Annotated in this window: 17 protein-coding genes; 11 read left to right on the top strand and 6 right to left on the bottom strand. The window is 71.0% G+C overall.

What is annotated here, in order from left to right; all coding sequences use genetic code 11:
* Positions 1 to 323: 323 nt before the first annotated feature.
* Complete coding sequence (locus tag RBH18_RS35785; protein WP_306214926.1) at positions 324 to 3,155, top strand: PAS domain S-box protein; 2,832 nt, start codon at positions 324 to 326, stop codon at positions 3,153 to 3,155.
* Positions 3,152 to 4,636, top strand: coding sequence for a chemotaxis protein CheW (locus tag RBH18_RS35780; RefSeq protein ID WP_306214925.1), 1,485 nt, complete (start codon positions 3,152 to 3,154; stop codon positions 4,634 to 4,636). Before RBH18_RS35785 ends, RBH18_RS35780 begins: the two co-directional genes overlap by 4 nt.
* Here RBH18_RS35780 and RBH18_RS35775 read toward each other — a convergent pair.
* A complete protein-coding gene (locus RBH18_RS35775) occupies positions 4,599 to 5,897 on the bottom strand; it encodes an MDR family MFS transporter (RefSeq protein WP_306214930.1) in 1,299 nt (432 codons plus the stop codon). The two genes, RBH18_RS35780 and RBH18_RS35775, sit on opposite strands and share 38 nt — an antisense overlap.
* Before the next feature lie 138 nt (positions 5,898 to 6,035).
* Between RBH18_RS35775 and RBH18_RS35770 the strand changes: the two genes are divergently transcribed.
* Entirely contained in the window at positions 6,036 to 6,782 is a 747-nt protein-coding gene (locus RBH18_RS35770; RefSeq protein WP_306214924.1) for a phosphoglyceromutase, read from the top strand.
* Between the two features lie 80 nt (positions 6,783 to 6,862).
* Here the strand turns inward: RBH18_RS35770 and phoU are convergent, their stop codons facing one another.
* Positions 6,863 to 7,516, bottom strand: coding sequence for a phosphate signaling complex protein PhoU (phoU, locus tag RBH18_RS35765; RefSeq protein WP_306214923.1), 654 nt, complete (start codon positions 7,514 to 7,516; stop codon positions 6,863 to 6,865).
* Positions 7,517 to 7,735: 219 nt separating this feature from the next.
* On the opposite strand from phoU, the gene RBH18_RS35760 reads away from it, so the two are divergent.
* Complete coding sequence (locus RBH18_RS35760; RefSeq protein WP_306214929.1) at positions 7,736 to 9,025, top strand: sensor histidine kinase; 1,290 nt, start codon at positions 7,736 to 7,738, stop codon at positions 9,023 to 9,025.
* A gap of 29 nt (positions 9,026 to 9,054) precedes the next feature.
* Positions 9,055 to 9,738 (top strand): response regulator transcription factor, encoded by a 684-nt coding sequence (locus RBH18_RS35755; RefSeq protein WP_306214922.1) that lies wholly within the window; start codon positions 9,055 to 9,057, stop codon positions 9,736 to 9,738.
* On the opposite strand, the gene RBH18_RS35750 is transcribed toward RBH18_RS35755, so the two are convergent.
* Complete coding sequence (locus RBH18_RS35750) at positions 9,720 to 10,571, bottom strand: hypothetical protein (protein ID WP_372339039.1); 852 nt, start codon at positions 10,569 to 10,571, stop codon at positions 9,720 to 9,722. The genes RBH18_RS35755 and RBH18_RS35750 overlap by 19 nt on opposite strands.
* Positions 10,572 to 10,792: 221 nt before the next feature.
* Between RBH18_RS35750 and RBH18_RS35745 the strand changes: the two genes are divergently transcribed.
* The gene (locus tag RBH18_RS35745) at positions 10,793 to 11,614 is read left to right on the top strand and encodes a sugar phosphate isomerase/epimerase family protein (RefSeq protein WP_306214920.1); all 822 of its coding nucleotides are present in this window, start codon (positions 10,793 to 10,795) and stop codon (positions 11,612 to 11,614) included.
* A 993-nt stretch (positions 11,615 to 12,607) separates the two neighbouring features.
* Here the strand turns inward: RBH18_RS35745 and RBH18_RS35740 are convergent.
* Complete coding sequence (locus RBH18_RS35740; RefSeq protein WP_306214919.1) at positions 12,608 to 13,144, bottom strand: CGNR zinc finger domain-containing protein; 537 nt, start codon at positions 13,142 to 13,144, stop codon at positions 12,608 to 12,610.
* A gap of 92 nt (positions 13,145 to 13,236) precedes the next feature.
* Here RBH18_RS35740 and RBH18_RS35735 point away from each other — a divergent pair, with 92 nt between their 5' ends.
* The 5 genes from RBH18_RS35735 (at position 13,237) to RBH18_RS35715 (ending at position 16,940) form a co-directional block, all read left to right on the top strand.
* Positions 13,237 to 14,157 (top strand): proline dehydrogenase family protein, encoded by a 921-nt coding sequence (locus RBH18_RS35735; RefSeq protein ID WP_306214918.1) that lies wholly within the window; start codon positions 13,237 to 13,239, stop codon positions 14,155 to 14,157.
* 180 nt (positions 14,158 to 14,337) lie between these two features.
* A complete protein-coding gene (locus tag RBH18_RS35730) occupies positions 14,338 to 14,556 on the top strand; it encodes a helix-turn-helix domain-containing protein (protein WP_305784913.1) in 219 nt (72 codons plus the stop codon).
* Between the two features lie 171 nt (positions 14,557 to 14,727).
* Positions 14,728 to 14,829, top strand: coding sequence for a 30S ribosomal protein bS22 (locus RBH18_RS35725; protein ID WP_007465623.1), 102 nt, complete (start codon positions 14,728 to 14,730; stop codon positions 14,827 to 14,829).
* A 72-nt stretch (positions 14,830 to 14,901) separates the two neighbouring features.
* A complete protein-coding gene (locus RBH18_RS35720) occupies positions 14,902 to 15,975 on the top strand; it encodes an NAD-dependent epimerase/dehydratase family protein (protein ID WP_306214915.1) in 1,074 nt (357 codons plus the stop codon).
* Entirely contained in the window at positions 15,972 to 16,940 is a 969-nt protein-coding gene (locus tag RBH18_RS35715) for a lysophospholipid acyltransferase family protein (protein ID WP_306214914.1), read from the top strand. Before RBH18_RS35720 ends, RBH18_RS35715 begins: the two co-directional genes overlap by 4 nt.
* A gap of 105 nt (positions 16,941 to 17,045) precedes the next feature.
* On the opposite strand, the gene RBH18_RS35710 is transcribed toward RBH18_RS35715, so the two are convergent.
* Positions 17,046 to 18,281, bottom strand: coding sequence for a DUF5667 domain-containing protein (locus RBH18_RS35710; RefSeq protein ID WP_306214913.1), 1,236 nt, complete (start codon positions 18,279 to 18,281; stop codon positions 17,046 to 17,048).
* A 271-nt stretch (positions 18,282 to 18,552) separates the two neighbouring features.
* Positions 18,553 to 19,467 carry an ECF subfamily RNA polymerase sigma factor, BldN family gene (locus tag RBH18_RS35705; RefSeq protein WP_372339038.1) on the bottom strand — a complete coding sequence of 305 codons (915 nt, stop codon included), beginning with the start codon at positions 19,465 to 19,467 and terminating at the stop codon, positions 18,553 to 18,555.
* Between the last annotated feature and the right edge of the window lie 370 nt (positions 19,468 to 19,837).

The following is a 19,837-nucleotide window of genomic DNA, read 5'->3' as shown; positions in this document are numbered from 1 at the left end:
GTCTCGGGTCGCGCCGTCCCCCAACGGCTGATGCCACCCGTCCCCGGACACCGGGCCGCGGCGGCCCCTCGAAGGGGGCCCACCCGTTCCCCGAACTGACGGCTCGGCGTCCATCGACCACGCTAGTTGGGGTAGTCAAGCCCCACAAGCCACTTGCCTGTCTGCCATCTGTCTGAACCGTCACAGGCGGCAACTTCGGCCTCACGGATGAGGGTGAACTCGCCCGGAAGGCCAATTCCGGGCGAACCTCAAGTTCAGCTCAGGAGGCGACCGGGGCGACCGATCGGGGTGTTGAAGGCCGGAACGACAGCACAGGAGTCCGCATGGCCCAGCCCGCCGCCAGTTCGTTCGAGATGGAACCCGCGCTTGCCCGGGCCTCGCTGGAGTTGCTGCTGCACGAGCGCATCCTCGCGACGGTCAATGCCCGTACGGGGAATGTGCTCTCGGCGAACGAGCGCTTCTTCGACCTGATCGGCCGGGACAAGGCCGACGTGATCGGCAAGCGGCTGAGTGAGATCTGGAACACCTCTGCCGCGGCGATCGACCGGCTGCTCGACGCGGCCCGCGGCGGCGAGTACCTGGAGCAGGTCGTCGAGATCATCGACAGCGCCGACCGGCACAAGTGGCTGCGGCTCAACTGCGGGCCGGTGCCGACCGACGCGGCCGAGGGCTATGTCGTCCTGGTCACCGGCTACAACATCACCGAGGACCGGCGGCAGGTCACCGAGCTCAAGGGCAAGTACGCGGCCATCGACCGCTCGCAGGCCGTGATCGAGTTCGACCTCGAGGGCACCATCCTCTCGGCCAACGAAAACTTCCTGGAGCTGATGGGCTACGGCCTCGGCGACCTGGTCGGCCAGCACCACCGGATCCTGTGCGAGGAGCGCTACGCCGACAGCCAGGAGTACGCCCAGTTCTGGGAGCGGCTGCGCCTCGGCGAGTCGGAGACCGGCGAGTTCAAGCGGATCGGCCGGGGCGGGCGCGAGGTGTGGATCCGGGCCACGTACAACCCGATCTTCAACCTGGACGGCCGGCCGTACAAGATCGTCAAGTACGCGATGGACGTCACCGAGACCAAGCTGCGCAACGCCGAGTACGAGGGCAAGGTCAACGCCATCGGCCGGTCGCAGGCGGTCATCGAGTTCGACCTGTCGGGCCTGATCCTCAGCGCCAATCAGAACTTCCTCAACACGATGGGCTACACCCTCGACGAGGTCGTCGGTCAGCACCACCGGTTGTTCGTGGAGGAGAACGAGGCACGCGGCGCCCAGTACCGCAACTTCTGGCAGGCGCTGTCCCGGGGCGAGTACGAGTCCGGCGAGTACAAGCGCGTCGCGAAGGGCGGCCGGGAGGTCTGGCTGCAGGCCACGTACAACCCGATCTTCGACCTGGACGGGCGGCCGTACAAGATCGTCAAGTACGCCTCCGACATCACCGAGGCGAAGACCCGCAGCGCCGAGTACGTCGGCAAGGTCGCCGCGATGAACCGGGCGCAGGCTGTCGTCGAGTTCGACCTCGACGGCCGCATCCTCGACGCCAACGAGAACTTCCTCGAGGTCATGGGGTACAAGCTCGACGAGGTACGCGGCCAGCACCACCGCGTCTTCATGGAGGCCGAGGCGGCCCGCAGCCCGGAGTACGCCCGTTTCTGGGAGCGCCTGGGCCGCGGCGAGTACGAGTCCGGCGAGTACAAGCGGATCGGCAAGGGCGGCAAGGAGGTGTGGCTGCTCGCCTCCTACAACCCGATCTTCGACATGGAGGGCCGCCCCTTCAAGATCGTCAAGTACGCCACCGACGTCACCGAGGGCAAGCTGCGCAACGCCGAGTACGAGGGCAAGGTCCAGGCGATCGGGCGGGCGCAGGCGGTCGTGGAGTTCGACCTGCAGGGCCGCGTGCTCCATGCCAACCGCAACTTCCTCGACACCGTGGGATACCCGCTGGAGGAGGTCAAGGGCCAGCACCACCGCATGTTCGTCACCAAGGAGGAGGGGGCCAGCACCGAGTACCTGGCCTTCTGGGAGAAGCTGGCGCGCGGCGAGTTCGACTCCGGCGAGTACAAGCGGGTCGCCAAGGGCGGCAAGGAGATCTACCTCCAGGCCACCTACAACCCGATCCTCGACCTGGACGGGCGGCCGTACAAGGTCGTGAAGTACGCCTCCGACATCACCGCCGCCAAGCTGCGCAACGCCGAGTACGAGGGCAAGGACCAGGCCATCAACCGGGCGCAGGCCGTGATCGAGTTCGACCTCGAGGGCACCATCCTCTCGGCGAACGAGAACTTCCAGCGCACGGTCGGCTACTCCGCCCGCGAGCTGGTCGGGCAGCACCACAGCATGCTCTGCACCGGTGACTACGTGACCTCCGCGGAGTACCGCGACTTCTGGCTGCGGCTGCGCAAGGGTGAGTACCTCACCGGCCGGTTCCACCGGATCGGCAAGTTCGGGCGGGACGTGTGGATCCAGGCCACGTACAACCCGATCTTCGACATGCAGGGCCGGCCGTTCAAGGTGGTCAAGTACGCCCACGACATCACCGACCAGGTCCAGCTGGAGCAGTTGCTCTCCAGGAAGACCCGGGAGATGAACGACTCGATCAACGCGCTGACCGGCTCCATCGACGAGATCGTGGTGAGCGCCCAGCAGGCCAGCACGCTGGCCGGCGAGACGCAGCAGAACGCCCAGGAGGGGTACGAGGAGCTGCGCAAGTCGATCGAGGCGATCGACCTGATCGAGAAGTCCTCGGACCAGATCGCGGCCATCGTCAACGTCATCGGCGAGATCGCCAGCCAGACCAACCTGCTCGCCTTCAACGCCTCCATCGAGGCGGCGCGGGCCGGGGAGCACGGCGTCGGCTTCTCGGTCGTGGCCGGCGAGGTGCGCAAGCTGGCCGAGCGCTCCAGCGAGGCCGCCCGCGAGATCACCAAGCTGATCCACGAGTCGGCCCAGCGGGTCGGCCAGGGTTCGACGGTCTCCCACCGGGCACAGAGCGCCTTCGGGCAGATCCTCAAGAGCGTCGCGTCGACCAGCGAGTCGATCAAACGCATCGCCGACTCGACCCAGTTGCAGCAGACCGCGTCGCGCTCGGTCAACCAGCTCATCAACGACCTCATCGGCACCGACGCCGCCATGGCGCCGGAGGGCGGCAGCGCCAAGTGAGTACCGAAGCCCTCTACGGGGTCTTTCACACCGGGCACGTGCGGGTGGCACTGCCGCTCGACGAGCTGCGCGAGGTCATCATGCGGCCGCCGAGCTTCAGCAAGCTGCCGACCACGGCCGACGGGCTGCTCGGCGCGGTCAACCTGCGCCACATCGTCATCCCGGTCCTGGACCTGTGCCGGCTCGCGGGCTACGCCAACGAGGACGACCGGTACGGCAAGGTCATCGTGATCGTGGGCCTGGGCCGCGGCGAGCAGATGTTCGGGCTGCTGGCCGAGGAGATCGAGGGCGTGGCGAAGATCCCGCAGGAGGCGCTGCAGCAGACCACGGTCGCCGGCGACCGGCCGGCACTGTTCTCCCACACGTTCGAGCGGCCCGAGGACGGCGAGGTGGTGTCGCTGCTCGACGCGCACGCGATCACCGAGCTGCCGGGCGTACCGGTCGTGCGCGACACCGTCAGCCGTACCGCGATCGCCGGGGTGGAGGGCAGGGACAATTCCCGCCGTACGGTCCTGCTGCTGCGCTGCGGCCCGATCGGCCTGTGCATCGACGTCGGCCACGTGTACTCGGTGATCCCGCAGCTCACGCTCCACTCGTCGCCGCTGGACGGGGTCACCTGCCGGGGCGTGGTGCACCTGCACGACAAGGCGGTGCCGGCCGTCGACCCGTTGCAGCTGCTCGGGCTCGGCTCGGTGCCGGACGACGGGAACCTGCGCGGGCTGGTCATCGCCGTGCCCCGGGGGCTCGTGGTGCTGACCGTTTCGGACATCGCGGACATCACGTCCGTACCGGTGGGGGAGGTGTTGCCCCTGCCCCCGGTCGGCATGCGCAAGGACGGGTTCCTCACCGGCGTGCTGCGCACCGAGGACGGCGACCAGCATCTCCTGCTCGACGGCGAGGCGTTGCGGGCGGACGCCGAGCTGGACGCGCTCGGCAGTCTGGGCGTACCGCTGGCGGGGTCCGTGCCGCAGCCGGCTCAGGCGCCGGCCGGCGCCAAGGAGAAGACCACCGGCCCGGAGGGGCGCCGCGTGGTGCCCAGCGTGCGCAAGTTCCTGACCTACAGCGTGGGCATGGAGGCGGCGACGCCGCTGGCGCAGATCACCGAGATCCTGCCGTACCCGCAGCACGCGATCGGCCTGGACAGCGGTGGTGCGCTGCTCGGCATCTTCACCCACCGCCAGCTGTCCGTGCCGCTGCTCTCGCTGTCGGTCCTGCTCGGCGTCCACGACACCCCGGACCCCGCGACCGCGCGGGTGCTGCTGATCGACGCACCCAGCGGTGAGCTGCTCGGCTTCGTCGTGCCCGCCCTGCACGCGATCGAGGACTCGGTCTGGGAGGAGAGCGAGCGCGAGGACAACGGCGACCCCGGGTCGCTGCTGCAGCGCGGTCCGCTGGTGAAGATCGGCACCGAGGCGCAGGGGCGCCTGCTGCCGAACATCGACCTCAGCGCGCTGGCCGCCGCGGAGCTGTCGGCGGCGTGACGTCCTCTTCGTGCCGTATCTCGGTCGCGGTCGGCGCCTTGGTGACCGTTTGCGACACGCGCAGCTCCGCGGCGCGGCGCTCCCGGGCCGGCCCGGACACCAGCTGACCGACCGCCACGATCACGCCCAGCACCGCACACGACAGCCAGAGCACCGTGCTGCCCGCGTGCTCCTGGACGAAGCCGCCGACGACCGGGGCGAGAGCGCCGCCCGCCGACCATGAGAGCGAGTTGACGCCCTGGTAGCGGCCGCGCAGCAGCGAGGGCGAGAGCTCCGCGACGAGGGCCGAGTTGGACGGGCTCTGCAGCATCTCGCCGAAGGTCCACACCACCACCGTGAAGACGTAGAAGCCCACCGAGCCGCCGGCGAAGACGTTGAGCCCGAAACCGAGCCCGAGGATCAGCGTCGCCAGCGCCAGCACGCGGGACCGGTGGTAGCCCTCGATGAGCTTCGGGATGAACAGCTGCCCCGCCACGATCATCAGCCCGTTGACGGCGATCACCCAGCCGAACGTCGCCGCGCTGAGGCCGTCCTCGGCCATCGCGATCGGCAGCGTGGTCTGGTGCTGCATCACGACGAGCACGATCAGGAAGTTCAGCGCCAGGAAGCTGACGAACACGCGGTCGCGGAACACCGTGCCCAGGCCGGGGCCCTTGCTGCGGCGGGCCGCTGCCCGCCGGGCCGGCCGGGTCTCGCGCAGGAAGATCAGCGTCACGGTCGCGGTGACCAGCGTCGTGCCCGCGTCGACCAGGAAGAGCAGCAGATAGTCGGCTTGCGCGGCGACCCCCGCGAGCACGGCCGAGGCGGCGAACCCCAGGTTGACCGCCCAGTAGTTCAGCGAGAACGCCCGGATCCGGTCGCGGTCGGGCACCACGTCGATCATCATCGCCTGGAAGGCCGGGCGGACCCCCTCGGCGAACATGCCCAGCAGCAGCGTGCAGACCAGCAGCTGCCAGAAGCCGTGCGCGAAGCCCAGCGTGAGCATCAGCGCCGCCGCGCCGAACTGGGCGGTCAGCATGGTCGGGCGGCGCCCCCAGCGGTCGCAGAGCACCCCGCCGGTCAGCGTGCCGAGCCCGCCGCCGACGCCCCACGCGCCGATGACCAGGCCCGCCTTGCTCGTGCTCAGCCCGACGTCCTGGGTCAGATAGATGGCGAGATAAATCAGGACGAACGAACCCAGCCTGTTGATCAGCGTGCCGGCCCAGAGGAACCAGAACTGCCGGGGCAGCCCGCCCGCGGCCTCCCGCAACCATCCGCGCACGCCGTTGTTCCCCCATGTAAGCACCGACAATGTTTCCCGCACTTACAACCTAGGGGACGCGGCAACCGGGTTTCCACGTGGTGGTCGCCACTTCGGGGTCGCGGCGCGGCGCGGCGCGGGCTGCGAGAAGATGAGGTCATGACTGGGACCCTTGTGCTGCTGCGCCACGGCGAGAGCGAGTGGAACGCCAAGAACCTCTTCACCGGCTGGGTCGACGTCGACCTCAACGCCAAGGGGGAGGCCGAGGCCCGGCGCGGCGGTGAGCTGCTGAAGGAGCACGGGCTGCTGCCCGACGTCGTGCACACCAGCGTGCTGCGCCGCGCGATCCGCACCAGCGAGATCGCCCTGCACACCGCCGACCGGCACTGGATCCCGGTCAAGCGGCACTGGCGCCTCAACGAGCGCCACTACGGCGCCCTGCAGGGCAAGGACAAGAAGCAGACGCTCGAGGAGTTCGGCGAGGAGCAGTTCATGCTCTGGCGCCGGTCCTACGACGTGCCGCCGCCGCCCATCGCCGACAACGACGAATACTCGCAGTTCACCGACGCGCGCTACGCCGCCCTGCCGCCGGAGCTGAAGCCCCGCTCCGAGTGCCTCAAGGACGTGCTGCTGCGCGCGCTGCCCTACTGGTACGACCAGATCGTCCCGGACCTGCGCGCCGGCAAGACGGTCCTCGTGGCGGCCCACGGCAACTCGCTGCGCGCCATCATCAAGCACCTCGACCAGATCTCCGACGAGGCGATCGCCAAGCTCAACGTGCCCACGGGCATCCCGCTGCGCTACGACCTCGACGACGACCTGCGCCCGGTCACCGCCGGCGGCGCGTACCTGGACCCGGAGACCGCCAAGGAAGCGGCCGCCGCGGTCGCCAACCAGGGTCGCTGACCCGGCCGGCTCATGCGAGAAGGCCGGGACGCCCACGCGGGCGTCCCGGCCTTTTTCTCACCCCTCCAGATGGGGGAAGGTCAGTCCTGCAGGTCGACCGGCGTGCCGGTGATCAGGTAGATCATCTGCTCGCCGGAGTTGACCGCGTGGTCGGCGTAGCGCTCGTAGAAGCGGCCGAGCAGCGCGCCGTCGATGGCGGTCTCGGCGCCGTAGGGCCAGTCGTCCGCGAGCATGATCTTGAAGAGGTCACGCTCGAGGTCGTCCATGGCGTCGTCGTCCTTCTCCAGCTCCGCCGCGAGCTCGGCGCTGGGGTTGGCGAGGACGGTGATCATCTTGTCGGCCATGCGGTCGGCGACCTCGGCCATCTGCTGGAAGACCGGGCGCAGCTCGGCCGGCACGGCCGGCGACGGGTGCCGGCGCAGTGCCGTCTTGGCGACGTGCTCGGCCAGGTCGCCCATCCGCTCGATGTCGGCGGAGATGTGCAGGGCGGTGATGACCATCCGCAGGTCGGAGGCCACCGGCGCCTGGCGGGCGATGGTGTCGGCCACCTTCGCTTCCACCTGCGTGTAGATCTCGTCCACCTCGGCGTCACGGGCCAGGACCGCCTCGGCGGCCTCCCGGTCGGCGGTCAGCAGGGCGGTCGTCGCCTTGCGCAGCGCGGCACGGACGGCCTCCGCCATGGTCACCAACAGGCGGCTGACCTCGTCGAGGTCCGCCTGGAATCCCTCTCGCATGTTCACGTCCCGGGAAGATTAAGGCCGCCGCGCCGGGCGCCGGCAGCCGTGATGAGCAAGCTTGCCAGGGCTACGGTAGGAGTGCCCGGCGGGCGACGGCGTGAACGCCGGTGAACGACGCCGGACCGAGTGATGAACATTGCTCGAAGCGCGCCGGTTTTGTCCGTTTATCCTTAGGGTCCAGGTAAACAATGACCCTACGATCGCTGCGTGGACACGGTGACCGGCATCCTTCTCCTCCTCCTCGGCCTCGCCGTCGGCGTGGTGGCGGGGTTCGTGGTGTCCCGTCGCCGGCCGTCCGGAGCTGGCATCTCGTCCGGTCTCTCCCCGGCCGGACCGAGCGAGGGGGGTCGCAAGATCGACACGGACGAGGGGCCGGGCAAGTCCGGGCTCAAGGGCCTGGGCCGCAAGAGCCTGGACTCACTGCGGGTCGGCGTGGTCGTCCTCGACGGCGACGACGAGCCCGTCCTGGTCAACCCGGCTGCCCGGGCGATGGGCCTGCTGCGCTCCGGCGGGGCGCCCGGGACCATCGCGGCGCACCCCATCCTGCGGACGCTCGCGGGCCAGGTGCGGCGCACCGGCGTACGCCGGGAAGTCGAGCTGGACCTCCCACGCGGCCGCGCCGGCACCGCCAGTGCCCCGCTCGGCCTGCATCTGCGGGCCGTGGCGCTCAACTCGACGCACGTGGCCGTCGAGGCGGCCGACGTGACCGAGTCGCACCGCCTCGCCCGGGTGCGGCGCGACTTCGTGGCCAACGTGAGCCACGAGCTCAAGACCCCCATCGGCGCCCTGCAACTGCTGGCCGAGGCGCTGCTTGACGCCACCGAGCTGCCGACCGCCGAGCTCGGGGAGCAGTCCGAGGACCTGATCGCCGCCCGGCGCTTCGCCGAGCGCATCCACCACGAGTCCGCCCGGATGGGCCGGCTCGTCAACGAGCTGCTCGAGCTGACCCGCCTGCAGGGCGCCGAGCCGCTGCCCACCCCCGAGCCGGTCGCCCTCGACTGGGTCATCGCCGAGGTCATCGACCGCACCCGCACCACGTCCTCGGCGAAGAACATCGAGGTCGCCTACACCGGGCCCAAGGGCGCGACGGTGTACGGCAGCGACAGCCAGATCGCCACCGCGGTGACCAACCTCGTGGAGAACGCCATCGCGTACTCGGGCGAGGACACGCGGGTCGACCTGACCATGCGCCAGGACGACGACTTCATCGAGATCGACGTCACCGACCAGGGCATCGGCATCGCCCCGCACGACGTCGACCGCATCTTCGAGCGGTTCTACCGGGCCGACCAGGCGCGGTCCCGCTCCACCGGCGGCACCGGCCTCGGCCTCGCCATCGTCAAGCACATCGCCACCAACCACGGCGGCCGGGTCGAGGTGTCCAGCAAGCTCGGCGGTGGTTCGACGTTCACCTTGCGCCTACCGGCGCGACCCCCGGAAACCCCGCTGCCGTTACCGGCCGCGATTGAGATCGAGTCCGGCGCGGCCGGACTTCCCTCGGCCTGACGGCCGGCGGACCAGGAAAGGAACCTCCATTGGCTCGCGTGCTCGTGGTCGAGGATGAGGAGTCGTTCTCCGACGCCCTGTCGTACATGCTCCGCAAGGAGGGCTTCGAGGTCTCGGTCGCAGCGACCGGCACCTCGGCGCTGACCCAGTTCGACCGGACCGGTGCCGACATCGTCCTGCTCGACCTCATGCTGCCCGAGATGTCCGGCACCGAGGTGTGCCGGCAGCTGCGGCAGCGCTCGGCCGTGCCCATCATCATGGTGACGGCCCGGGACAGTGAGATCGACAAGGTCGTCGGCCTCGAGATCGGCGCCGACGACTACGTCACCAAGCCCTACTCGCCGCGCGAGCTCGTCGCGCGGATCCGGGCCGTGCTGCGCCGCCAGGGCGCGGAGGCCCCCGAGGTCACCACGCCCACCCTGGCGGCCGGCCCGGTCCGCATGGACGTCGAGCGCCACGTCGTCACGGTCGACGGCAGCAGCGTGCAGCTGCCGCTCAAGGAGTTCGAGCTGCTCGAGCTGCTGCTGCGCAACGCCGGCCGGGTGCTCACCCGCGGCCAGCTCATCGACCGGGTCTGGGGCGCCGATTACGTCGGCGACACCAAGACGCTCGACGTGCACGTCAAGCGGCTGCGCTCGAAGGTCGAGCCGGAGCCGTCGGCGCCGCGCTACATCGTGACCGTGCGCGGCCTGGGCTACAAGTTCGAGCCCTGATCCGCCTGGGGCGGGGTGGCCGGCTCCCGGCCGCCCTGCTTCTGCGGGGGGAGCGCCGCGGCCGTCGCCGGGTGCACGGCGACGACCCCGAGCGCGAGCCGCTTGTCGCACAGGCGGGCCAGCTCGTCGTAGGCGTCCTGGCCGATCAGGGCCGTCAGCTCCGGACCGTACGACTTGTACATCGGCTCGGTGCCCACGTGCGCGTCCGGCGACGAGGTGCACCACCAGTCGAGGTCGTGCCCGCCCGGGCCCCAGCCGCGCCGATCGAACTCGGTCAGCGTGGAGAGCAGGTACTTCGTGCCGTCCGGCCGCTTCGTCCAGTCCTGCTCGCGGCGCACGGGCAGCTGCCAGCACACGTCCGGCTTGTAGGTCAGCGGGTGCACGCCGTCGCGCAGCGCCTGGGCGTGCAGGGCGCAGCCCCCGCCCCCGGCGAAGTCGGCGTCGTTGAGGAACACGCACGGCCCGTCACCCGCCTGGGTGGCCGTCCGCCGGGCCGGCTTCGACCCGTCGATCGTGTCCAGCTCCGTGTAGTTCTTGAAGCCCTTGCGATAGTGCTGCCAGTTCTCCGGGGTCAGCTTCGCCGCGGCGGCCTTCGTCCGGTTCTCGTCGTCGGCGTCGGTGAAGAACGCCCCGTGCGAGCAGCAGCCCTCCTGCGCCCGGCCGGCGATGATGCCGTGGCACGCCGAGCCGAAGACGCAGGTCCAGCGGGACAGCAACCACGTCAGGTCGGCCCGGACGACATGCTGATCGTCGGCCGGGTCGGTGAACTCGATCCACTCGCGGGGGAAGTCGAGCTCGACCTCGCGGGCACGGGCGGCTGCCGCGTCGTCCATGACGATGCGGACCTGGGTACGGCGACTCACCTGCGACAGCGTACGCGCGTACCCGCGAAGTCACCCGGCGGCGGGCCGGTTCGCGGCGTTGTCGCGCGGGCGTTCCCATCGGTGGGCGCCGGCCCGTCCGGCGCGGTCCGGAGGCGGCGGATACGGGCGGTTCGTTCGCTTCTGCGGCAGACGCGACTGGCGGCGGTGTGCGGCCGGACTACCCTTGAGGCGTGAGCTCGAGTGTCCCGGTACTCCTGTCCAGCTCCTCGGTCTTCCCCGAGCCGACCGCGGCCGCGTTCGAAATGGCGGCCACGGTGGGCTACGACGGCGTCGAAGTCATGGTGTGGACCGACGCCGTGAGCCAGGACGCCGGCGCCCTGCAGGGGTTGTCCAAGCACTACGGCGTGCCGGTCCTGTCGGTGCACGCCCCCTGCCTGCTCGTCACCCAGCGGGTGTGGAGCCCCGACCCGTGGGAGCGCCTGGCCAAGGCCGCCGAGCTCGCCGAGTCGCTGGGCGCCCCGACCGTCGTGGTCCACCCGCCCTTCACGTGGCAGCGCGACTACGCGAGGAATTTCGTGCCCGGCCTCGCCAAGGTGCAGGCCAAGCACCCCGACATCACGTTCGCGGTCGAAAACATGTTCCCCGTCCGGATGGCCGGGCGCACCTTCGTCCCCTACGTCCCGGGCTGGGACCCGACCGAGACCGGCTTCGACGCGTACACGCTGGACCTGTCCCACTGCTCCGCCGCCCGCACCGACGCGCTGGCGCTGGCCGACCGGATGGGCGCCGGCCTCAAACACGTCCACCTCGGCGACGGCAGCGGCGAGGGCCGCGACGAGCACCTGGTGCCGGGGCGAGGCAACCAGCCGTGCGCCGAGCTGCTGCGGTCGCTGGCGGGGCGGGGCTTCACGGGCTCGGTGGCGCTGGAGGTGTCCACCCGCAAGGTGACCAGCCGGGACGTGCGCGAACGGGACCTGCGCGAGTCCCTGGAGTTCGCCCGCCGCCACCTGACGCCGGCCGGCACCAACACCCCGGCGACGACGAGCGCCTGAGCCTTTCGCCTTTCCCCGCCGGCACCGACACCCTGGCGACGACGAGGGCCTGAGCCTTTCGCCTTTCCCCGCCGGCACCGACACCCTGGCGACGACGAGGGCCTGAGCTTTCGGATTCCCGCCGGCCGCCTGCGCGTGCTGCCGGCTGATCGGCTGGGCGCGGCGCTCGGAGCGGATCGGTCATGCCGGCGTCGACGCGTCAGGGGCTTGCCGGTCGCTTGCACTGCCGCTGCGACGCGTGTGGCGCTTGCCGGTCGCTCGCACTGCCGCTGCGACGCGTGGGGCGCTTGCTGGTCGCTCGCACTGCCGCCGGGGCGGGGCCGCGACGCGTGCGGTGCTCGCCGGTCGCCCGTGCTGGCGCTGCGACGCGTGCGGCGCTTGCCGGTCGCCCGTGCTGGCGCCGTGACGCTTGTGGCGCTCGCCGGTCGCCCGCACTGCCGCCGGGCCGGGACCGCGCGGAGCAGTCGTGGCCGCTGAGAGCATCCGTGGCGCCCGGGAGCAGTCGTGGCCCATGGGAACAGCCGTTCGCGTCCAGCTCGAAGCGCAGCAGGTCGTCGGCCTCGGACAACTCGTCGGCGATGGCGCCGGTGCCGGAGACTTCGCGCCGGCGTAGCGACGTCGTCGGCTCGGCACAGGATCGCGGTCTCCGCGGGCTCTGCGTCTGAGCGGCTCGGCCGGCTCGGCGGCAGTGCGGGCTGGTGGGGGCTTGTCCGAATGTCGAGCCCGAACGGGTGACGACCGACCCGGGCGGCGGCTGCGTGACCGGGCCGGGACGGCAGCTGCGCGGCGGCAGCCAGTCCAGCCCCGGGCGTTGCGGTGACGGGCCGCGCGTACTTGGGAAATTCGCTCTTCGGGGTGAACCCCGAGCCGACCCTCCCAGGGCGACCCCCTTTACCGCGCCCCGCCGAACCCGCTGCCTCGGCCTCGTGGACAGTGTGGCGGAAAGAGCGCGCGCGTGGGGTGCAGGCTGTGGATAACTTGTGGGGAGCGGGGTCAGGCCGGGGTGAGGGTGGCGGCGCGCTTGCGGGCTCGGTGGGCGGCCACGTGGGAGCGGGTGGCGCAGCGCTCGGAGCAGAAGCGGCGGCAGTTGTTCGACGAGGTGTCGAGGTAGACGTTGCCGCAGCGGTCGTCGGCGCAGATGCCGAAGCGGGCGCTGCCGTACTCGCAGAGCCAGACCGAGAGGCCCCAGACCGCGCCGGCCAGGTATTCGGCGCTGACCGAGGCGCCCCGGCCGGTGACGTGCATGTGCCAGTCGGAGGCGTCGTGGCCGGAGATGCGCGGCTGGACGGGGTAGGCGGCGAGCAGCAGGTTGAGCTCGGCCACCGCGTCGTTGTCGCGGCCGCCGGTGCCGTGTTCGAAGACGTCGCGCAGGCGGCGCTGGGCGCGGCGGAGGACGGCCAGGTCCTTCTCGGTGACCTCGGCGGCCATCCAGCCGAGCTCGTCGCCGAAGAGTCCCTTCGCCTGCTCGAGGTCCGCGAGGCCGGCGTTGACCAACTCGACGGCCGTGCGCGCGTACGCATCGAAGTTCACCCGACAACCGTAGCCCCCCGCCGACCCCCTGCACACGCCTGCGAGGCGGCGGTTGACGCGACCCCCGCCGGTCCGGGCGATACGCTCGCCTCATGCTCCGATCCGTCTTTCTCGCCGCCGCCGGGTCGTCCCGCCTGGAGCGGCTGGTGTCCTCCGTCCCGGTCAGCAAGGGGATCGTCCAGCGCTTCGTCGCGGGGGCGGGAGCCGACGACGCGTTGCGCGCCGGGCGGGCGCTCGCGGACGACGGCCTGGCGATCAGCTTCGACCATCTCGGCGAGGACACGCTGACCGCGGAGCAGGCCGTCGCGACGCGGGAGCACTATGTCGTGCTGCTCGGCCGGCTCAAGAGCGCCGGGCTCACGCCGGCGGCCGAGGTGAGCCTGAAGCTCTCCGCGGTGGGGCAGAAGATCGACGAGCGGATGGCGTACGAGCACGCGCGCGCGATCTGCGCGGCGGCGGCCGAGGCGGGCACGACGGTGACGCTCGACGCCGAGGATCACACGCTGACCGACTCGACGCTGGAGATCCTGGCCGAGCTCCGCAAGGACTTCCCGGGTACGGGCGCCGTCCTCCAGGCCTATCTGCGGCGCACCGAGGGCGACTGCCGGGAGCTGGCGACGGCCGGGTCGCGGGTGCGCCTGTGCAAGGGGGCCTACGCGGAGCCGGAGTCGGTTGCCTACCAGTCGGCGCTGGACGTCGACAAGGCGTACGTGCGCTGCCTCAACATCCTCATGTCCGGCGACGGCTATCCCATGGTCGCGACGCACGACCCGCGGCTGATCGCGATCGCCGAGGACCGGGCGCGGTGGTTCGACCGGCAGGCCGACGAGTTCGAGTTCCAGATGCTCTTCGGGGTGCGCCCGGAGGAGCAGGCGCGGCTGGCGGGGGCGGGGCACACCGTGCGGGTGTACGTGCCCTACGGCGAGCAGTGGTACGGCTATCTCATGCGCCGCCTCGCCGAGCGCCCGGCGAACGTCGCGTTCTTCGGGAAGGCGCTCACCTCTCGTTCCTGAGTCCCCGAATGGGCGAAGAACGGCGATTCCGGGCGTGTCGGCTTGACTTTTACCCTCCGATTTCACGGAACGTAGCGCCCTGATCACAGGTCCCTCGCTACCGTTCTGATGACACGCGCGCCCGCCCGTCCCGGCCGAGATCAGCCCGGCGGGCGCCTGCGAAAGGATCGGTGCGGACAGATGACAGGTCCAGCCCAGACGCAGACCGAGGAGCGCCTCGCCGAGGTGCGGTTCCTCACGGTTGCCGAGGTCGCGTCGCTCATGCGGGTCTCCAAGATGACCGTCTACCGGCTCGTGCACGGCGGTGAGCTCAGCGCGGTCCGGGTGGGCCGGTCGTTCCGGGTGCCGGAGCACGCCGTGCACACGTACCTGCGGGGGGCCTTCTCGCAGACCGCTTAGGGGGTCGTGTTGGTCCCTTCGCGGCGCGGCGGCTACGCTGGACCGGTTCGCCCTGTGATACCTGTGTGCGGCTCGCTGCCGCCGCGGTCGACGGGCAACCGCTGTCAGTCCGGTCGGCGCGAGCTGCTGTGCGTCGTGGCCGGCCCCACATGGTTTCGAGAGGCATGACGTATGGGCTCCGTGGTCAAGAAGCGCCGCAAGCGTATGGCGAAGAAGAAGCACCGTAAGCTGCTGCGCAAGACCCGCGTCCAGCGTCGCCGTCTCGGCAAGTGACGCCCGGCCGGGCGCTCTGCCCGGCCCGCGTGCTTGCCGTTCCCGTCTCCGCCGCACGTGAGGGGCGCACCCGTGGTGTCCTCTGAAGCCGCGGCCCCGCCGCGCATCGTCGTGGTCACCGGGGTCAGTCGCTATCTCGGCGCCCGCGTGGCGTCCCGGCTGGCGGCCGATCCACGGGTCGAGCGTGTCATCGGCCTGGATCCGCACGACGCTCCACCGGCCCTCGCGAGTCTGCTGGAGGAGGTCGAGCTGATCCAGGCCGACGCGCGTGCCGCCACCGGCGTGGTCGCCGAGCTCGGCGCCGAGGCCCTGGTGCACATGTCCGTCACCGGCGCCCCCGACCCGCACCACGGTGGCCGGGCGGCGATGAAAGAGCAGAACGTCATCGGCACGATGCAGCTGCTCGCCGCCGCGCAGGGCGCACCGAGCCTGCGCAAGATCGTCGTGCGTTCGTCCACGGCCGCCTACGGCGCCTCCTTCCGCGACCCCGCGGTCTTCACCGAGGACACCGAGCCCCGCGCGGTGCCCCGGGGCTCGTTCGCGCGCGACATCCTCGACATCGAGGGCTACGTCCGGGGCTTCCGCCGGCGCCGGCCCGAGGTCGCGGCCACCGTGCTGCGTTTCGCGCCGATGATCAGCGAGACCGCCGAGACGACGCTCACCCGCTACTTCGCCCAGCCGGTCGTGCCGACGGTCTTCGGCCGCGACGCCCGGCTGCAGTTCGTGCACGTCGACGACGCGCTCGAGGTCCTGCACCGGTCGGTGATCGAGGACCACCCCGGCACGTACAACGTGGCCGGCGCGGGGGTCCTCGCGCTCTCCCAGGCCGTACGCCGGGCGGGGCGCATCTCCGTCGCCGTGCCCGAGGGCACGCTCTCGACGCTGGGCGGCTTCGCCCGGGTGGTGGGCATCGGCCAGATCGGCCTGGACCAGATCGACCTCTTCGTGCACGGCCGGGTGGTCGACACGACCCGGCTGGTCAAGGAGTTCGGCTTCACGCCCCGCACGACCGCGGCCGCCTTCGAGGAGTTCATCGCCGGGCACCGGAACGGCTCGTCGCTGACCGCCGACCGGCTCGCCGCGGCGGAGAACGCCATCCTGGACGGGGTTCGCCGGCTGCGGGCCGCCGGGTCGGTGGCGCCGTGACCCAGGACGACTTCCACACCGCGCTGCCGGGTCACGCCGACTTCGTGCTGCCGCAGCCCGCCGCGCCGAAGCAGATGAACGGCAGGCGGCCGATTCCGCTGCCCGATCCCGAGCCCGATCCGGTGGACATCTGGGACCAGCGGGTGGCGCGCGGGCTGGCCTTCCTCCGGCGCCGGCTGGCGGGCGCCTACGAGGTGGACGAGTTCGGCTTCGACCCCGAGCTCAGCGAGACCGTCTTCCACCCCATGCTGCGGGTGCTCTACCGCGACTGGTTCCGCACCGAGGTGTACGGCATCGAGCACGTACCGGACAGCGGCGGCGGCCTGATCGTGGGCAACCACTCGGGCACCCTGGCGCTCGACGCGCTGATGCTGACGACCGCGCTGCGCGACACCCATCCGGCCTCGCGTTGGCTCCGGCTGCTCGGCGCCGACCTGGTGTTCCGGGTGCCCGTCCTCTCCGAGCTGGCCCGCAAGGCCGGCGCGACCGTGGCTTGCAACCCCGACGCCGAGCGCCTGATGAGCGAGGGCGAGCTGGTCGGCGTCTTCCCCGAGGGCTTCAAGGGCATCGGCAAGCGCTACGCCGACCGCTACAAACTGCAGCGTTTCGGTCGCGGCGGGTTTGTCTCGGCCGCCTTGCGCACGGGTACGCCCATCGTGCCGGTCGCCATCGTCGGCGCCGAGGAGATCTATCCCATCCTGGCCGACCTCAAGCCGCTCGCCCGGCTGCTCGGCATCCCGTACTTCCCGGTCACGCCGACGTTTCCGCTGCTGGGCCCGCTGGGGCTCGTGCCGTTGCCGAGCAAGTGGCTGATCGAGTTCTGCGAGCCCATCCCGACCGCGCACCTCACCGAGTACGCGGACGATCCGATGGTCGTCTACAACCTCGCCGATCAGGTGCGCGAGACGATCCAGGCGACGCTCTACACGCTGCTGGAGAAGCGGCCGGACCCGTTCGGCCCCTGACGAAAGAGCATTGCGTCCGGGGCGTTTCTTGGCCACCATGGACAGTGAGGGGCGGCCCCGGCTTCGTGCCGGCACCGCCCCTCGCCATGTGTCTGGCCTGGTTCGCTACTTGTTCCCGAAGAGGTTGCCGAGCAGTCCGCCCAGCAGGCCCTTCTCCGCATCGGTCGGCGGGTTCGCCGGGTCCTCGGAGATGACCGGCTCCGGGCCGTCCTCGTCGGCGGGGTCCGTCGGCGACGTCGTGCTCATGTCGGTGATGTCGTCCGCGTCGGCGTCGCCCTGATCACCCTCGTCGCCGGACGTGCCGGCCGCCTTGCTCGACGAGCCGGGCTGCGGCGACGACTTGCCCGGCCGGGGCTCGTCCTCGCTGTCGTCCTTGGTGGTCTTCGAGTCCTTGTCGGCGGTGGCGGACTTCTGGTCGTCCTGGTCCCGGCGGCCCTGCTGCTTCTCGGTCCCACCGGAGGACCTGGTGCTGCCCGAGGTCTCGCACGAGCCCAGCTTCGGCCCGAGCGCGTCGCTGCCGGAGACGGCCGGCACCGGGGTGCAGCCGAGCCGCTCCCGCAGGGTCTTCGAGCGCTTCTCGACGGCGTCGAGCAGCGTCAGCGACTTCTGCGCCCGCTCCTGGTTGACGGGCCCCAGCCGGTCCACGGCCGGGTCGAGCAGCCGGCGCTGGCTCTCCACGAAGGAGTCCACCGACTCCAGGCCGGTCGTCTCCTTGCGGGTCACCGCCGCGGACGTGAGCAGCTTGACACCCTGCTTGGTGTCGGCGTCCATGTCGTCCAGGGCGTCGCGGAACTTCACGTCGTCGCCGCGCATCGCGGCGGCCTCGGTGAGCCGGTTGCGGGCGAACGTCAGCGACAGCTGCCCGCGGGTGATGTCCGAGCCGGCCATGGCCAGCTGGGCTCGTTCGGTGGAGCGCTTGACGCCGTAGAGGGCGTCGCCCGGTGCGGCACTCTCGCTCGCGGCGGAGATTCCCGAGACGGCCATCGCACTGGCGGCGACGCCGATGACGATCACCCCGCGGGCACGGATGCGGCGGCCGGTCCGGCCGAACAGCTTCCGGACGGGGGCGACGGCCTCGGACTCCTCGTCCGAGGCGGGGGCCGTGGCCCCGATCCCGTCCCGCTCGGCCGCGGCGACCAGCATGGCACGCAGGCCCGTCCGGAACTCCGGGTCCACCTGGGCCCGGGGCGGCGCCGCGGAGAGGCTGTGCGCGATGGCGACCAGCTCGGCGAGCTGGTCGTCGGCCTGGCCGCGGGCGTGCTGGCCGCGGCCGGCATCGGTGGTGTCGAGAAGCTCCGCGAAGCGCTCGGCGCTCCGGCGATCGAAGAAGTCGAGTCTCACCGTGGGCACCTCCCTTCGCTCGTGACTGAAACGCCGGCGTAGCTGCCGGCGGGCGCGACGGATCCGGCGGACCGTTGGTCCACCTCGGGTCGCACCCGGACAAACGCACGAGCCGGGGGCGCGGTTACGGGTGCGAGCAGTGCTCGCGGGCCGGGAAAGATCGACGTTCCCGTCCGGGGAGTGGACTTTCTCGTGCGGGGAGAGATCGACGTTCCCGTCCGGGGAGCGGACTTTCTCGTGCGGGGAGAGATCGACAAGGAGGAACCCGGGGTCACCACTGGAACCCTTCGGGCAGCAGCCGGGCGAGGGCCCGGACCGCCCGGTACTGCAGTGCCTTGATGGCGCCCTCGTTCTTGCCCATGGTCTGTGCGGTTTCGGCGACCGAGAAGCCCTGCAGGAAGCGCAGCACGATGCACTCCTGCTGCTCGGGGTTGAGCTGCTTGACCGCCGTCAGCAGGGCCACGTTGGTGATGTGGTCGACGACGGCCGCCTCGGGGCTGCCCTCGGGGCCACGGTCCTCGCGGTCGGCGTCCAGGACGTCACCGGTGGTCACCTCGAGCCGGTAGCGGCCCGACTTGAAGTGGTCGGCGACCAGGTTGCGGGCGATCGTGACCAGCCAGGCGCCCAGGTCCCGGCCCTGCCACGTGAAGCTGCCGATGCGCTTGAGGGCGCGCAGGAACGTGTCGGAGGTCAGGTCCTCGGCGAGCTGCCGGTTGCCCACGCGGAAGTAGACGAAGCGGAAGACGGTGTCGACGTACCGGTCGTAGATGAGCCCGAACGCCGCCGAGTCGCCGGCCTGCGCGCGCTCGACCAGGGCCCACACCTCGGCGGCGGCGTCGGTGGGGTCGGGGCGGGCGGGGTACTTGGGCGGTTCGGGCGACCCCGTGCTCTGGGACGGGACGACCACCGTCGGGTCGTTGCCGGTCTCCCGGCGGTCGGGCCCGGGCTGCTGCGGGGGCTGCGGGCGTCCCGGTGCGATCCGGCTGCCCGTCTTCGAGTTGCCGGTCGGCGGCAGGTGCCGGCTGGGCGACTCGTTGGGGTGCGGCCGGTTGCGCGTCCGCTTCGGGCCGTCGCCGCGGATGGCGTTGGCGACGCCCGCGCGGAGAGTTCTCAACCCCTCCGGGAGCGACGGTTGGACCGCGAACGCGTCGCGGCTGTACGGATCGCCGGCGTACACATGACTCACTGCGCCTCCTTGACCCGGCGGGCCGTCGATGAGGGGGTGACCGAGAAGCGCCCACAACAAAACGGGGTGAAGCGGTCCTCACGGAGGGACCTGCCTCACCCACGGATGTGGACTCCGTTACACAGACGCGAAGTATTGCGGCATCTGAGCATGAGGAGTCGCACAATGTGTGCGTCACGGAAAAAGTGTACGAAGCGGTACAGACGCGGCACTGAACGTATCTGTCACGATGCCTGACCGTCTGCGTTCGGATGCGCACACGCTGTGCGTCATCGGCGGTTCTTTTTGCCGGGGCGGGGTGCGTACGTTTGGCTTGGCCGGGGTTTGATCTTCAAGGGAGGGCCCGGGCGCCGCGGGCTGCACGCTGGAG

The sequence above is a fragment of the Actinoplanes oryzae genome (assembly GCF_030757795.1).
Taxonomy (GTDB): Bacteria; Actinomycetota; Actinomycetes; order Mycobacteriales; family Micromonosporaceae; genus Actinoplanes.
Note: the sequence above shows the minus strand (reverse complement) of the source record. Positions and strands in the feature narration are given on the sequence as shown.